The organism is Streptomyces sp. NPDC049915 (genome assembly GCF_040656475.1).
In the GTDB taxonomy this organism is placed as follows: domain Bacteria; phylum Actinomycetota; class Actinomycetes; order Streptomycetales; family Streptomycetaceae; genus Streptomyces.
Genome location: NZ_JBFAMH010000002.1, coordinates 401,853 through 415,028 on the forward strand (window position 1 = coordinate 401,853; position 13,176 = coordinate 415,028).

The window sequence follows — 13,176 nt, forward strand, 5'->3', positions numbered from 1 at the left end:
GTGACGGCGAGGCGGTCAGGACTCCTGCGGCGTGGCCGTCACGTCGTGCTCGGGCACGGCCTGTCCGGAGCGGATCAGATCCAGCCGGCCCAGGACCTTGGCGCGCAGGTCGATCGGTACGTCGTCATGCCCGCAGCACCGCTTGACCAGCTTCTTCACGGCCTCTTCCAGGCCGTACTTCTCCAGGCACGGCGAGCACTCCTTGAAGTGCTGCTTGAACTTGTCGCGATCGACGTCCGGCATCTCACTGTCGAGGAACTCGTACAGGTGGTCCAGGACCTCACTGCAGTCCGTCTCGTGCGGCTCTCCGCAGCTCATGAGCCCGAGCCTTTCGCTTCGTTCGACTCTCCGGCGCCGGCCGGGACCAGTCCGCGCTCGCGGGCGTAGTCCTCGAGCATGCCGCGCAGTTGACGGCGCCCCCGGTGCAGCCGGGACATCACCGTACCGATGGGTGTCCCCATGATGTCCGCGATCTCCTTGTACGCAAAGCCCTCGACGTCCGCGAGATAGACGGCGATGCGGAACTCCTCGGGGATCGCCTGCAACGCTTCCTTGACGTCCGAGTCGGGCAGGTGGTCGAGCGCCTGCGACTCCGCGGAGCGCAGACCCGTCGACATGTGCGACTCGGCACGCGCGAGCTGCCAGTCCTCGATCTCCTCCGCGGCGGAGCGCTGGGGCTCACGCTGCTTCTTGCGGTAGGAGTTGATGAAGGTGTTGGTGAGGATCCGGTACAGCCACGCCTTGAGGTTGGTGCCCTCGCGGAACTGGTGGAAGGACGCGTACGCCTTGGCATACGTCTCCTGCACCAGGTCCTCGGCGTCGGCCGGGTTGCGCGTCATGCGCAGCGCTGCCGAGTACATCTGGTCGAGGAATTCGAGGGCGTCACGCTCGAAGCGCGCGGTGCGCTCCGCGGTCGTCTCCGTGCTCACGTCCGCGCCGGCGCCCTGGCCCTCGGGCAGCCCCGTCTGGCCGTTGTCGGTCCCTGCGTCGGTACCGGGAACCGGACCCACCTCCTCAAACGTTGTCGGGCGGCCGAAACCGGTCCCACCCGAATCGGAGGATAGACGACGACCCGTGCCTGCCGCCGCTCGAATAGGAGCGGTCTTGGCCGCGTGCAGCACCGTCCAGTCCAGGTCGGCACGGCTGCTGCGGCTCGAATCGAGCTCTGCCGGGCGCAGCCCGTCCACCGGCTGGTGGTGGGTGGCGAGCGGGCATGCGGTCGAACCCATGCGGCGGACTTCCTCTCCCACGACGTCGGCGCTGGTTCCCCAGCACTTCTGTCCGCCACAACAGCGCCCCTGCGTTCCGCATTCCCGCGGGTTTCAGGCCAGTGACGCGGACCACCGCACGACACCGTCGGTGATGATCTCCAGCGCCTGCTCCTGGGTGATCTCCGCCCGCTTGGGCACCGCGAAGCCGTGATCGCCGTGGGGCACCTCGACGAGGTCGTACGACCCGTTCGGGAACTCCGCCGGCCTGCCGAACGGGTCGTTGCCGCCCTGCACGACCAGGGTGGGCACCCCGGCGCCGAGCAGTTCCGCGGCGCGGGACTTCTCCGGCTTGCCCGGCGGGTGCAGCGGGAAGCTCAGCGCGAGCACGGCGTGCGCGCCCAGCTCGGTGGCGGTACGGCAGGCCACGCGCGCCCCCGCGCTGCGGCCGCCGGAGATCACCGGGAGCGCCATCCCGGACAGCGCGGGCCAGATGCCGCGCCAGCCGGTGTCCAGAGTCCTCGGCGCGGGGGCGACCTTCTTGCCGGCGACGCGCCAGGGCTGCTCCACGAGGGCCACGGTCACGCCGTGCCCCGGGAGCACCCGGGCAAGCGCCTGGAGGTCCCGTGCCTCGATGCCACCGCCGGCGCCATGGCTCAGCGCCAGCACCAGCCGCGCCTTCTGTGCTTTCAGCCAGGTGATGCGGGCGGTCCCGGCGTCCGTCTCGACTGTCTCGATCACATCAGAAGAGTGTGCCCTCTTCCGGCGCCGCCAGCTCCTTCAGCAGCTCCTCGCCGTTGTTGCGCACATTGCTCACGGCGGTGGAGACCGGATAGGCGCGCATCAGTCCGGCGGGCGGCGGCGCGAGCAGCTCACGCAGCTCGTCGGGGTCGGTGCGGGCGGGGTCCAGCCAGGCGTCCCAGCGGTCCGGGGTGAGCATCAGCGGCATCCGCGGGTGGATGTCGGCGAGCGAGCCCGGGCCCTCGGCCGGCGCGACGGCGAGCGGGGTCTGCTCGGCCTCCGTGGTGATCACCGAACACGTCGCCCACCAGGCCTGCGGATGGTCGTCGGGCAGCGTGCGGTCCCGCCAGAACTCGTACAGCCCGGCCATCGCGAACACCGAACCGTCGGCCGGCAGCACGAAGTACGGCTGCTTGCGCGGCCGCTTCCGCCTCCCCTCGACCTCCAGCTCCCGCTCCTGCTCGCCGGTGACCCACTCGTAGTAGCCGTCGGCGGGCAGGATGCAGCGGCGGGAGGTGAAGGCACGGCGGTAGGACGGCTTCTCGTGCACGGTCTCGGCACGCGCGTTGATCATGCGGGCGCCGCCCTCGGGCGTCTTGGCCCAGGAGGGCACGAGCCCCCACTTCAGCTTGCGCAGCTGCCGAACCGGACGCGGGTCCGGGACGTCTTTGAGGGGGCGGTCCAGGACGGCGTACACCTCTTTGGTCGGGGCCACGTTGTAGTCGGGCGCCAAGGTCTCCTCCGGCACCCCCATCTCGATCTCAAAGACTCCTGCGAGATCCTCTGGCCTACGACTCGATGCAAACCGTCCGCACATACGTGCCACCCTGCCAGACTCCGCACAAGCACAGGAGCGCTCCGAGACAATGGACGACCTCGCCGCCACCGCGCTGCCCGACCTCTGGGACCGGCTCACCGGCACCCAGCCCGACCCGGACCTGTGGGTGGTGCTGGCCACCATGGCCGCGGCGCTGGCCGTGGTTGTCCCGCATACCCTGTGGCGGATATCGCGCAACGCCATCACCATCGCCCACGAGGGCGGCCACGGTCTGGTCGCGCTGCTCACCGGCCGGCAGCTCACCGGGATCCGGCTGCACTCCGACACCAGCGGGCTGACGGTGAGCCGGGGCAAGCCGTACGGCCTCGGCATGATCCTCACCGCGGCCGCCGGGTACACCGCACCCCCGCTGCTCGGCCTCGGCGGCGCGGCCCTGCTCGCCACGGGCCGGATCACGCTGCTGCTGTGGGTGGCGACGGCGCTGCTGGTGGCGATGCTGGTGATGATCCGCAATGCGTACGGCGCGTTGACGGTCCTCCTTACGGGTGGCACGTTCGTGCTCGTCTCCTGGCTCGCGGGACCGCAGGTGCAGGCGGCGTTCGCGTACGTGGTGGTGTGGTTCCTGCTGCTGGGCGGCGTGCGCCCGGCCTTCGAGCTGCAGGCGAAGCGGGCCCGGGCAGGCGCCGGGGACTCGGACGCCGACCAGCTGCACCGGCTGACGCACGCGCCGGCGGGGCTGTGGCTGTTCCTGTTCCACGCGGTGTCGCTGTGCTCGCTGATCGGCGGGGGGCGCTGGCTGCTGGGGTGGTGACGGCCCGGCAGCCGGGCCGCCGGCCGGCGGGCGCTCGCGACGACCTCCACCTCGGGCTCCTTATAAAGTGGCCCCATGGCCCCGAACCCCGCACACACCGCCCTCTGGCCCGCCCCGCACGCGAGCGGAGCCGTCGACGCGACGGTCCACGTGCCCGGGTCCAAGTCGGTCACCAACCGTGCCCTGGTGCTCGCCGCCCTCGCCTCCGAACCGGGCTGGCTGCGCCGCCCGCTGCGCTCGCGCGACACCCTGCTGATGGCCGGGGCCCTGCGCACGATGGGCGTGGAGATCGAGGAGGGTGTGGGCCCGGACGGCACCGGCGAGGCCTGGCGTGTGCTGCCCACCGGGCTGCGCGGCCCGGCCACGGTCGACGTCGGCAACGCCGGCACGGTGATGCGTTTCCTGCCGCCGGTGGCCGCGCTCGCCGACGGCCCCATCCGCTTCGACGGCGACCCGCGCTCGTACGAGCGACCGTTGCACGGTGTCATCGACGCGCTGCGCGCGCTCGGCGCGCGGATCGACGACGACGGCCGCGGCGCACTGCCGATGACCGTGCACGGCGGGGGCGCCCTGGACGGCGGCCCGGTGGAGATCGACGCCTCCTCCTCCTCGCAGTTCGTCTCGGCGCTGCTGCTGTCGGGGCCGCGCTTCAACCAGGGCGTGGAGGTCCGGCACATCGGCACCACCCTGCCGTCCATGCCGCACATCCAGATGACCGTGGACATGCTGCGCGCGGTCGGCGCCCAGGTGGACACCCCGGAGTCGGGCGGCGAGCCGAACGTGTGGCGGGTGACGCCGGGCGCCCTGCTCGGCCGGGACCTGACCATCGAGCCGGACCTGTCCAACGCGCAGCCGTTCCTGGCGGCGGCGCTGGTCACCGGCGGCCGGGTCGTCGTCCCGGACTGGCCGGAGCGCACCACCCAGCCCGGTGACCGGCTGCGGGAGATCTTCACCGAGATGGGCGGCTCCTGCGAGCTGACCGACTACGGCCTCGTCTTCACCGGTTCCGGTTCCGTGCACGGCATCGACGTCGACCTCGGCGAGGTCGGCGAGCTGACCCCCGGCATCGCCGCGGTCGCCGCGCTCGCCGACTCCCCCTCCACGCTGCGCGGTGTGGCCCACCTGCGGCTGCACGAGACGGACCGGCTGGCCGCGCTCACCAAGGAGATCAACGAGCTGGGCGGTGATGTCACCGAGACCGCCGACGGCCTGCACATCCGCCCGCGCAAGCTGCACGGCGGCATCTTCCACACCTACGAGGACCACCGCATGGCGACGGCCGGTGCGATCATCGGCCTGGCGGTTCCGGGCGTGGAGATCGAGAACGTGGCGACGACGGCGAAGACCATGCCGGAATTCCCCGAACTGTGGACCGGGATGCTCGGGGCGTAGGGGTTCACCATGCGCCGCTACGGCAAGCACACCGACGAGGACGACATCCGCACCCGCCCCGGACGCCGGGGCAGCAGGCCGCGCACCAGCATCCGGCCCAAGCACGAGGACGCCGCCGAGGGCATGGTCCTCACCGTCGACCGGGGCCGGCTGACCTGCCTCGTCGACGGCCGCACGATCATGGCGATGAAGGCGCGCGAGCTGGGCCGCAAGGCCGCCGTGGTCGGGGACCGGGTGGCGATCGTCGGCGACCTGTCCGGCGAGAAGGACACGCTCGCCCGGATCGTGCGCATCGAGGAACGCACGTCGGTGCTGCGCCGTACTGCGGACGACGACGATCCGTTCGAGCGGGTGGTCGTCGCCAACGCCGACCAGCTGGCCATCGTGACCGCCCTCGCCGACCCCGAGCCCCGCCCGCGCCTGATCGACCGCTGCCTCGTCGCGGCGTTCGACGGCGGCCTCGAGCCGCTGCTGGTGCTGACCAAGTCGGACCTGGCCCCGCCGGACGAACTCCTCGAGCTGTACGGCGACCTGGACATCCCCTACGTCGTCACCAGCCGCGAGGAACTGGAGAACGGCGAAGCCGCGGACCGGGTGCGCGCGGAGCTGGACGGACGGATCACGGCGTTCGTCGGCCACTCGGGTGTCGGCAAGACGACGCTGGTCAACGCGCTGGTGCCGCATGAGCGGCGGCGGCTGACGGGGCATGTGAACGCCGTGACCGGCCGCGGCCGGCACACCACCACCTCGGCGCTGGCGCTGCCGCTGGCCGGCGGGGACGGCTGGGTGATCGACACCCCGGGCTTGCGCTCCTTCGGTCTCGCGCACGTCGACCCCTCCCGGGTGATCCACGCCTTCCCCGACCTGGCGGCCGGCACGGAGGGCTGTCCGCGCGCGTGCAGCCACGACGAGCCGGACTGTGCGCTGGACGCGTGGGTCGCCGAGGGCCACTCCGACCCGGCCCGGCTGTATTCGCTGCGCCGGCTGCTGTCCACGCGGGAGCACACGGAGGGCGACTGAGCCGGCCGGGAGGCCGCCGCGTCGTCCGCCGGGGTCGGTTCTGCGTCGCGCTGTCCGCAGGTGCCCATTCGGTGTCGCGTTGTTTGCCGGTGCCGGTTCGGTGTCGCGTTGTTTGCCGGGGCTCGCGCTCGGTAAGTGCATAATCGCACCGAGCCGGAGATCCGGATCAACGGGAGGACAGCACATGGCGTGGCTGCTGGTCATAGTGGCCGGGTTTCTGGAGACCGGTTTCGCCGTGTGCCTGAAGCTCTCGCACGGGTTCACCCGCCTCTGGCCGACGATCGCGTTCGCCTGCTTCGCGCTCGGCAGCTTCGGCCTGCTGACCCTCTCCCTGAAGAAGCTCGACGTGGGCCCCGCGTACGCGGTGTGGACCGGCATCGGCGCGGCCGGCACCGCGATCTACGGCATGGTCTTCCTCGGCGACCTCGTGTCCACGCTGAAGATCGTCTCCATCAGCCTGGTCATCCTGGGCGTGATCGGCCTGCAGCTGTCCGGTTCCGCGCACTGACCGCCGCTCAGGCCCCCTGCCGGGGCAGGACCGCGTGCACCAGCTCGGTGAGGCCGCCCTCGCCGGGCGGGGCGGCTATGCAGGACAGCGCGAGGCGGACCACCAGCTCACAGGAGAGGGCCGGCTCGGCACCGTCCGTCTTCGCCGGGCCGGGCCCGGACAGCGCGGCGACGGCCCGGTCGCGCACCTGGGCCACGAACTCGCCGGGCGAGGGCAGCGGCCCGTCGGCGCGGCGCTGCGCCGGTACGGCCGAGGTGGACGGCACCGCGTGCAGGGGCGGTGCGGGCAGCCGCTCGCTCCAGCAGCCGGTGAGCAGGGCACGCAGCAGGGGGTTGTCGCGGGCCGCCGACGCCGTCCACTCGGCGATCGCCGCCAGCCGCTCCCCCGCGTCGCCGCTCCCGGCGAGCGCGCGCTCGACGCCGGCGAGGTAGGCGTCCGCCTCCCTTCTGACGAGCGCCCGCGCGAGCCCCTCCTTGCTGCCGAACTCGTTGTACAGCGTCTGCCGGGACACTCCCGCCGCCGCGGCCACGTCCACCATCCGCACCGCCGGCCACGGCCGATGCGTCACCGCCGCGAACGCGGCCTCCAGCAGGGATTCCCTCGCAGCAGGCATCATCGCTCCCTAGGGCGACCGACTCTGCGCCCAGGTTTGACGCGGTCGTATGCACTGTCAAGGGTGTGTACGCGGTGTGTGCCCGGCTTGCGGGTCACGGTGCCTTCCAGCTGACGGACCCAGGTAGTCCCACCCTCACCAGGACGACTACCGTTCCTCACATGCCCGACTACCTCGACGACCTCCGCTTCGCCCACGTCCTCGCCGACGCGGCCGACGCCACCACCATGGACCGCTTCAAGGCCCTCGATCTCAAGGTCGAGACGAAGCCGGACATGACCCCGGTCAGCGAAGCGGACAAGGCCGCGGAGGAGATAATCCGTGGCCACCTCGCCCGGTCCCGCCCCCGCGACGCGGTCCTCGGCGAGGAGTACGGCATCGAGGGCACCGGCCCCCGCCGCTGGGTGATCGACCCGATCGACGGCACCAAGAACTACGTCCGCGGCGTCCCCGTCTGGGCCACGCTCATCTCGCTGATGGAGGCCGGTGAGGGCGGCTACCAGCCCGTCGTCGGCGTGGTCTCCGCCCCCGCCCTCGGCCGCCGCTGGTGGGCGGCGAAGGGCCACGGCGCCTACACCGGCCGCAGCCTCTCCCGGGCGAGCCGCCTCCAGGTCTCCCGCGTCTCGCGGCTCTCGGACGCCTCCTTCGCCTACTCCTCCCTCACCGGCTGGGAGGAGCGGGGGCATCTGGACGGCTTCCTGGACCTGTCCCGCACGGTGTGGCGCACGCGCGCGTACGGCGACTTCTGGCCGTACATGCTGGTCGCCGAGGGTGCGGTCGACGTGTGCGCCGAGCCGGAGCTGTCGCTGTGGGACATGGCCGCCACCGCGATCGTCGTGACGGAGGCCGGCGGCACCTTCACCGGCCTCGACGGCCGCCCCGGCCCGCACAGCGGCAACGCGGCGGCCTCCAACGGCCTTTTGCACGACGAGCTGCTGGGGTACCTGAACGGGCGCTACTGAGAAACCCGAGGTGAGCGTGCGCGCCCCCAACGGGCCGCACGCGCCCTCTTGTTGACCCCCGCTTTACCTGCCACTCTGAGAGTCCCCCCGCTTGTGAATTTGTGAATGAAGGAACAAGCAGCCGGGGACGACTCCAGGAGGTGGCTCTAGACCATGCTCGTCCGCGACGCCATGAGCACGGTGGTCCTCACCATCGGCCCGCACCACACCCTCCGTCAGGCAGCCGCTCTGATGTCCGCCCGCCGGGTCGGCGCGGCCGTCGTGTACGACCCCGACGCCGGCGGCATCGGCATCCTCACCGAACGCGACATCCTCAACTCGGTCGGCCTGGGCCAGGACCCGGACACCGAACTGACCGACGACCACACCACGACCGACGTCGTGTTCGCGACCCCCGCCTGGACCTTGGAAGAGGCGGCCCGCGCCATGGCGCACGGCGGCTTCCGGCACCTGATCGTCCTGGACGGCGACGAGCCGGCCGGCGTCGTCTCGGTCCGCGACATCATCCGCTGCTGGGCACCGGCCCGCGAACACATCCCCGCGTGAGTCACGGCGGCGGGCCGGGCCCCGCGAGGGAACCCGGCCCGCCGGCCGTACTCGATCCGGCAGGTCAGCCGCGCAGCGCCTGCACCGCGACCTCCAGCCGCTTGCCGAAGTCGGCGTCGGCCTGACGGAAGTTGTCGATCGCGCGCTCGACGATGTCCTCGCGCGAGACCTGCGAGAGGGCGCCGGCCAGGTTGCCCACCAGGCGCTCCTTCTCGTCCTCGGTCATCAGCCGGTAGAGGTTGCCGGCCTGCACGAAGTCGTCGTCCTCGGCATGCCGCGGCGTCGGGTGGTTGCCGGTGCCGCCGGCGAGGGAGCCGAGCGGCTCCCACAGCGGGCGTCCGGTCTCCTGCGGGCCGCCGAAGCTGTTCGGCTCGTAGTTCTTCGCCCCGCCGTGGCGGCCGTCGTAGAGGTGGCCGTCCCGGGAGTTGGTGCGCGCCTCGGTGGCGTGCGGGCGGTTCACCGGCAGATGGTCGGCGTTGATGCCGACGCGGTAGCGGTGCGCGTCGCCGTACGCGAAGAGGCGGCCATGGAGCATCTTGTCGGGCGACGGGCCGATGCCCGGCACGAAGTGGGCGGGCGAGAAGATCGACTGCTCGACCTCGGCGAAGACGTTCCGCGGGTTGCGGTTGAGCTCCAGCTTGCCGATCTCGATGAGCGGGTGGTCGCCGTGCGGCCACACCTTGGTCAGGTCGAACGGGTTGAAGCGGTAGGTCGCCGCCTCGGCCACCGGCATGACCTGGACGTACACCGTCCAGCTCGGGAACTCGCCGCGCTCGATCGCCTCACGCAGGTCGCGCTGGTGGGAGTCGGGGTCCTTGCCCGCGAGGACGTCGGCCTCCTCGGCGGTGAGGTTCTTGATCCCCTGGTCGGTCTTGAAGTGGTACTTGACCCAGAAGGCCTCGCCGGCCTCGTTGCTCCACTGGAAGGTGTGCGAGCCGAAGCCGTCCATGTGGCGGTAGGAGGCGGGGATGCCGCGGTCACCGAAGAGCCAGGTCACCTGGTGGGTGCTCTCCGGGCTCAGGCTCCAGAAGTCCCAGACGTTGTCGGCTTCCGTGGACCCGGTGTACGGGTCGCGCTTCTGGGTGTGGATGAAGTCCGGGAACTTGATCGCGTCCCGGATGAAGAACACCGGGGTGTTGTTGCCGACGAGGTCGTAGTTGCCCTCCTCGGTGTAGAACTTCAACGCGAAACCGCGCGGGTCGCGGACCGCGTCGGCGGCGCCGAGGTTGCCGGCCACCGTGGAGAAGCGCAGGAAGACCTCGGTCTCCTTGCCCACCTCGGAGAGGAACTTCGCCCGCGTGTACGGCGTGACGTCCGCGGTCACCGTGAAGGTGCCGTAGGCGCCGGCGCCGCGGGCGTGCACCACGCGCTCCGGGATGCGCTCGCGGTTGAAGTGGGCCAGCTTCTCGAGCAGGAGCTGGTCCTGGACGAGCACCGGGCCGCCGATGCCCGCGGTCTCGCTGTGGTTGTTGTCGGCTACCGGAGCACCGGCCTCCGTCGTGAGCGGTCCCGTGGTCACGAGCGCCTCCTGTGTAACTTCCGTCTGTACCTGTCCCTTGGCCAAAGCCGTTGTCGATCCTACATTGGACTATGTCTAAGTCAAGTTGAGCTCCAACTTCACACCTATTCGGAACCTGGTCTCCTTGCTGTTAGGCTGGTCTCCATGAGCGACCTTCTGGAACGCCTGCGCGGCCGCGGCTGGCGGATGACCTCGCAGCGGCGTGTCGTGGCCGAGGTCCTGGACGGCGAGCACGTGCACCTCACCGCCGACGAGGTGCACGCCAGGGCCGTCGCCAAGCTGCCGGAGATCTCCCGGGCGACCGTGTACAACACGCTCGGCGAACTGGTCTCCCTGGGCGAGGTGCTCGAAGTCAGCACCGACAAGCGCGCCAAGCGATACGACCCGAACGCGCACCGGCCGCACCATCACCTGGTCTGCGCGAACTGCGGCGCGATCAAGGATGTGCACCCGACGGGCAACCCCCTGTCCGACCTCCCCGACACGGAGCGCTTCGGCTTCACCGTCTCGGACGTCGAGGTGACGTACCGGGGCCTGTGCCCGAACTGCGCGAGCGCGTAGCAGTACGCCGAAAACCCCGGTACGGATCCCGTACCGGGGTTTTTCTCTGCCGCGAACCGGCGTCCGCCCGGGAACGCGCCGAGGGGCGGAAGCCGAAAAAGCCGAGGGCCGGAAACCTTTCGGCTTCCGGCCCTCGGCCTTCAGTAGCGGGGACAGGATTTGAACCTGCGACCTCTGGGTTATGAGCCCAGCGAGCTACCGAGCTGCTCCACCCCGCGGCGATGAATGGAACACTACGTCAAGGAAGCGACGAGAAGCAAATCGCTTCCGTGCGGGGTGCCGCGGCACTCGCTCGTCCGCGGGTCCGCCGTGGCTGGTCGCGCAGTTCCCCGCGCCCCTGGGCCGGCTGCAGCCCCGTCGACCGGCACGCCGGCCGGCGTCAGCCTCACGCCGACAGTTCCTCCCCCAGGGCGTCCCGTAGCCGCGCCGCGCGCTTCGCGACCTCCCCCGGTCCCAGCGTCACCGCCCGGTCGGCCCACCGCTGCCCCTCGGCCAGCTCACCCCGACGCGCGTAGACCAGGGCCAGCCGCAACGCCGCCCGACCGTGCCCGGCGTCGGCCGCCCGCGTCCACCACACCGCCGCCTCCGGCTCGCTGCCCTCCCGCGCCAGCAGCAGCCCCAGATTGAACGCCCCGTTCCGCGACCCGGCCTCGGCCGCCTCCCGGTACCACCGTGCCGCCTCGACGACATCGCCCCGTGCGGCGGCCAGCATGCCCACCCGGACCTGCGCCCGCCGGTGCCCCTGGGACGCCGCACGCTCGTACCACTCCTCGCACTCGGTCTTCTCGTGCAGCGACTGCAGCGACTCGCCCAGCTCGTGCGTGGGCACCGGCGGCCGCCGCGCGTCCAGCACCGCGGCCAGCCGGTACGCCGCCTCCGCGCTGCCGCCACCCGCCGCGCACCGCAGATACCGCTCGGCCTCCGGCTCGTCGCCCTCCCTGAGGCGCGCGATCCCGACCTGCAGCGCCGCCTCGGTGTGCCCGGCGGCCGCCGCCCGCTCGTACCACCTGAGCGCGGCCGCGTCCTCGCCCCGCCCGGCGTACAGGATCCCCAGATTGAACGCGGCATCCACGCTCCCGGCCTCCGCCGCCTTGGAGAACCATGGCTCGGCCCCGGTCTCGTCCCCGCCCCGCAGCAGCAGGATGGCCAGCGCGTTGGCCGCCTCCCGGTGCCCGGCGTAGGCCGCGCGCCGGTACCACTGCTCGGCCTGCGCGGTCCGCCCCTGCTCGGCACAGAGCAGCCCGAGGTTGTACGCGCCGTTGACGTCCCCGGCGTCCATCGCCTCCCGGTACCACCGCTCGGCGGTCTGCGTCTCCCCGCGCTCGGCGTGCAGCGCGCCCAGCGCGTTGGCGGCGTTGCCGTCGCCCTCCTGGGCGGCCTTGAGCCACCACGCGGCGGCGCTGTCGGAGTCGCCGGCGTCGCGCAGCAGGAAGCCCAGCGCGCACGCGGCGCGCGGCTCGCCGTCCTTCGCGGACGTCAGGTACCAGCGGCCGGCCTCCTGCAGCTCGCCCCGCTTCTCCAGGATCGCCCCGAGGTGCAGCGCGGCCCGCCGGTGGCCGCGCGCGGCGGCCTGCCGGTACCACTGTTCGGCCTCGGCGACGAGGCCGACACCGTTGTCTCCGCCGGACTCCCGTGCGCCTCTCGCGTCGAGCGCCCTGGCCAGCCGGTACGCCGCCTCCCGGTGCCCGCGTTCGGCCGCCGCCCGCAGCCACCGCTCGAACTCGGCGTCCGCGCGGTGCTCCAGCAGATCGGCGAGCGCGTAGGCGCCCAGCACGTGTCCCTGCTCGGCGGACTGGCGCAGCCAGTACTCGGCGGCGGGCTCGTCGCCGCGCTCGCGGTGGTGCCGGCCGAGCGCGTGCGCGGCGGCCGCGGAGCCGGCGACGGCCGCGATCCGCCACCATCCGGCGGCCTCGTCGGCGTATCCGCGCTGGTGCAGCAGGACACCCAGGTTGTTGGCGGCCGCGCGGTCACCCTCGGCGGTGGCGGCACGCAGATGGGGTTCGGCTCCGTCGAGGTCGCCGCGGCGCAGCAGCATGGCCCCGAGGACGCTCATCGCCTCGACGTCGCCGGCCTCCGCGGCGAGGCGCTGGCGCAGTTCCTCCGCCGCCTCGCCCTCGTCCTCATCGCCCGAAGGCTGAACAAATCGCCCTGTCTCGAACAGAGTTGCCTTGTCCCCCATAACGTCCATCGTCGCACCACCTGCAACCTGGGTACACCCGGTATACCGCAGTCCGTGAGGTCACTTCAGCGTTTTGTCGACATGCCCACAGAGAGACAAGTCAAACACAGTTCCCCCAACTCCCCACGGCGGCACGGCGCTCCTACCCGTCGGCACATGCGTTCGCACACACGAAGGCCCGGATCCCTGTGAGGATCCGGGCCTTCACTGTCGTACGACCACGTCGTCGACTTCAGTAGCGGGGACAGGATTTGAACCTGCGACCTCTGGGTTATGAGCCCAGCGAGCTACCGAGCTGCTCCACCCCGCGCCGTTGTGTGTACAACCGTACCACGGCG

The 13,176-nt window shown here is 71.7% G+C and carries 14 protein-coding genes and 2 tRNA genes; 7 read left to right on the forward strand and 9 right to left on the reverse strand.

What is annotated here, in order from left to right:
• Positions 1-15 precede the first annotated feature (15 nt).
• From rsrA to AB0J12_RS04225, 4 genes are all read right to left on the reverse strand, one after another.
• Positions 16-318 carry a mycothiol system anti-sigma-R factor gene (gene rsrA, locus AB0J12_RS04210; protein WP_363262621.1) on the reverse strand — a complete coding sequence of 101 codons (303 nt, stop codon included), beginning with the start codon at positions 316-318 and terminating at the stop codon, positions 16-18.
• Positions 315-1,010, reverse strand: a complete 696-nt coding sequence (locus tag AB0J12_RS04215) for a sigma-70 family RNA polymerase sigma factor (RefSeq protein ID WP_363262751.1) — start codon at positions 1,008-1,010, stop codon at positions 315-317. Before AB0J12_RS04215 ends, rsrA begins: the two co-directional genes overlap by 4 nt.
• Positions 1,011-1,322: 312 nt before the next feature.
• Positions 1,323-1,949 carry an alpha/beta family hydrolase gene (locus tag AB0J12_RS04220; RefSeq protein WP_363262622.1) on the reverse strand — a complete coding sequence of 209 codons (627 nt, stop codon included), beginning with the start codon at positions 1,947-1,949 and terminating at the stop codon, positions 1,323-1,325.
• Position 1,950: 1 nt separating this feature from the next.
• Complete coding sequence (locus AB0J12_RS04225) at positions 1,951-2,766, reverse strand: SOS response-associated peptidase (RefSeq protein WP_363262623.1); 816 nt, start codon at positions 2,764-2,766, stop codon at positions 1,951-1,953.
• A gap of 49 nt (positions 2,767-2,815) precedes the next feature.
• Between AB0J12_RS04225 and AB0J12_RS04230 the strand changes: the two genes are divergently transcribed.
• The 4 genes from AB0J12_RS04230 to AB0J12_RS04245 all read left to right on the forward strand — a co-directional run bounded on the left by AB0J12_RS04230 (position 2,816) and on the right by AB0J12_RS04245 (position 6,458).
• The gene (locus AB0J12_RS04230) at positions 2,816-3,538 is read left to right on the forward strand and encodes a M50 family metallopeptidase (RefSeq protein WP_363262624.1); all 723 of its coding nucleotides are present in this window, start codon (positions 2,816-2,818) and stop codon (positions 3,536-3,538) included.
• A 75-nt stretch (positions 3,539-3,613) separates the two neighbouring features.
• Positions 3,614-4,930: a 3-phosphoshikimate 1-carboxyvinyltransferase gene (gene aroA / locus AB0J12_RS04235; protein ID WP_363262625.1), complete on the forward strand. Its 1,317-nt coding sequence runs from the start codon at positions 3,614-3,616 to the stop codon at positions 4,928-4,930.
• A 9-nt stretch (positions 4,931-4,939) separates the two neighbouring features.
• On the forward strand, positions 4,940-5,950 hold the full coding sequence (gene rsgA, locus AB0J12_RS04240) for a ribosome small subunit-dependent GTPase A (protein WP_363262626.1): 1,011 nt from the start codon (positions 4,940-4,942) through the stop codon (positions 5,948-5,950).
• A gap of 184 nt (positions 5,951-6,134) precedes the next feature.
• Positions 6,135-6,458 carry a multidrug efflux SMR transporter gene (locus AB0J12_RS04245; protein ID WP_363262627.1) on the forward strand — a complete coding sequence of 108 codons (324 nt, stop codon included), beginning with the start codon at positions 6,135-6,137 and terminating at the stop codon, positions 6,456-6,458.
• 7 nt (positions 6,459-6,465) lie between these two features.
• On the opposite strand, the gene AB0J12_RS04250 is transcribed toward AB0J12_RS04245, so the two are convergent.
• Positions 6,466-7,071 (reverse strand): TetR/AcrR family transcriptional regulator, encoded by a 606-nt coding sequence (locus AB0J12_RS04250; protein ID WP_363262752.1) that lies wholly within the window; start codon positions 7,069-7,071, stop codon positions 6,466-6,468.
• A 161-nt stretch (positions 7,072-7,232) separates the two neighbouring features.
• Here AB0J12_RS04250 and hisN point away from each other — a divergent pair, with 161 nt between their 5' ends.
• Positions 7,233-8,033, forward strand: coding sequence for a histidinol-phosphatase (gene hisN / locus AB0J12_RS04255; RefSeq protein ID WP_363262628.1), 801 nt, complete (start codon positions 7,233-7,235; stop codon positions 8,031-8,033).
• Between the two features lie 153 nt (positions 8,034-8,186).
• Positions 8,187-8,579 (forward strand): CBS domain-containing protein, encoded by a 393-nt coding sequence (locus tag AB0J12_RS04260; protein ID WP_363262629.1) that lies wholly within the window; start codon positions 8,187-8,189, stop codon positions 8,577-8,579.
• Between the two features lie 64 nt (positions 8,580-8,643).
• On the opposite strand, the gene AB0J12_RS04265 is transcribed toward AB0J12_RS04260, so the two are convergent.
• Positions 8,644-10,098, reverse strand: coding sequence for a catalase (locus tag AB0J12_RS04265; protein WP_363262630.1), 1,455 nt, complete (start codon positions 10,096-10,098; stop codon positions 8,644-8,646).
• Between the two features lie 144 nt (positions 10,099-10,242).
• Between AB0J12_RS04265 and AB0J12_RS04270 the strand changes: the two genes are divergently transcribed.
• Positions 10,243-10,659 (forward strand): transcriptional repressor, encoded by a 417-nt coding sequence (locus tag AB0J12_RS04270; protein ID WP_363262631.1) that lies wholly within the window; start codon positions 10,243-10,245, stop codon positions 10,657-10,659.
• A 144-nt stretch (positions 10,660-10,803) separates the two neighbouring features.
• Here the strand turns inward: AB0J12_RS04270 and AB0J12_RS04275 are convergent.
• The 3 genes from AB0J12_RS04275 to AB0J12_RS04285 all read right to left on the reverse strand — a co-directional run bounded on the left by AB0J12_RS04275 (position 10,804) and on the right by AB0J12_RS04285 (position 13,148).
• Positions 10,804-10,877 (reverse strand) — tRNA-Met (locus AB0J12_RS04275).
• Positions 10,878-11,044: 167 nt separating this feature from the next.
• On the reverse strand, positions 11,045-12,847 hold the full coding sequence (locus AB0J12_RS04280; protein ID WP_363262632.1) for a tetratricopeptide repeat protein: 1,803 nt from the start codon (positions 12,845-12,847) through the stop codon (positions 11,045-11,047).
• Positions 12,848-13,074: 227 nt separating this feature from the next.
• Positions 13,075-13,148: transfer RNA gene (locus AB0J12_RS04285), tRNA-Met, on the reverse strand.
• Positions 13,149-13,176: the final 28 nt, after the last annotated feature.

What these genes read in the sequence shown, in the direction of transcription:
- rsrA (WP_363262621.1), bottom strand. Translation starts at nt 318, where the DNA reads ATGAGCTGCGGAGAGCCGCACGAGACGGACTGCAGTGAGGTCCTGGAC.
- AB0J12_RS04225 (WP_363262623.1), bottom strand. Translation starts at nt 2,766, where the DNA reads ATGTGCGGACGGTTTGCATCGAGTCGTAGGCCAGAGGATCTCGCAGGA.
- AB0J12_RS04230 (WP_363262624.1), top strand. Translation starts at nt 2,816, where the DNA reads ATGGACGACCTCGCCGCCACCGCGCTGCCCGACCTCTGGGACCGGCTC.
- aroA (WP_363262625.1), top strand. Translation starts at nt 3,614, where the DNA reads ATGGCCCCGAACCCCGCACACACCGCCCTCTGGCCCGCCCCGCACGCG.
- rsgA (WP_363262626.1), top strand. Translation starts at nt 4,940, where the DNA reads ATGCGCCGCTACGGCAAGCACACCGACGAGGACGACATCCGCACCCGC.
- AB0J12_RS04245 (WP_363262627.1), top strand. Translation starts at nt 6,135, where the DNA reads ATGGCGTGGCTGCTGGTCATAGTGGCCGGGTTTCTGGAGACCGGTTTC.
- AB0J12_RS04250 (WP_363262752.1), bottom strand. Translation starts at nt 7,071, where the DNA reads ATGCCTGCTGCGAGGGAATCCCTGCTGGAGGCCGCGTTCGCGGCGGTG.
- hisN (WP_363262628.1), top strand. Translation starts at nt 7,233, where the DNA reads ATGCCCGACTACCTCGACGACCTCCGCTTCGCCCACGTCCTCGCCGAC.
- AB0J12_RS04260 (WP_363262629.1), top strand. Translation starts at nt 8,187, where the DNA reads ATGCTCGTCCGCGACGCCATGAGCACGGTGGTCCTCACCATCGGCCCG.
- AB0J12_RS04270 (WP_363262631.1), top strand. Translation starts at nt 10,243, where the DNA reads ATGAGCGACCTTCTGGAACGCCTGCGCGGCCGCGGCTGGCGGATGACC.
- AB0J12_RS04280 (WP_363262632.1), bottom strand. Translation starts at nt 12,847, where the DNA reads ATGGACGTTATGGGGGACAAGGCAACTCTGTTCGAGACAGGGCGATTT.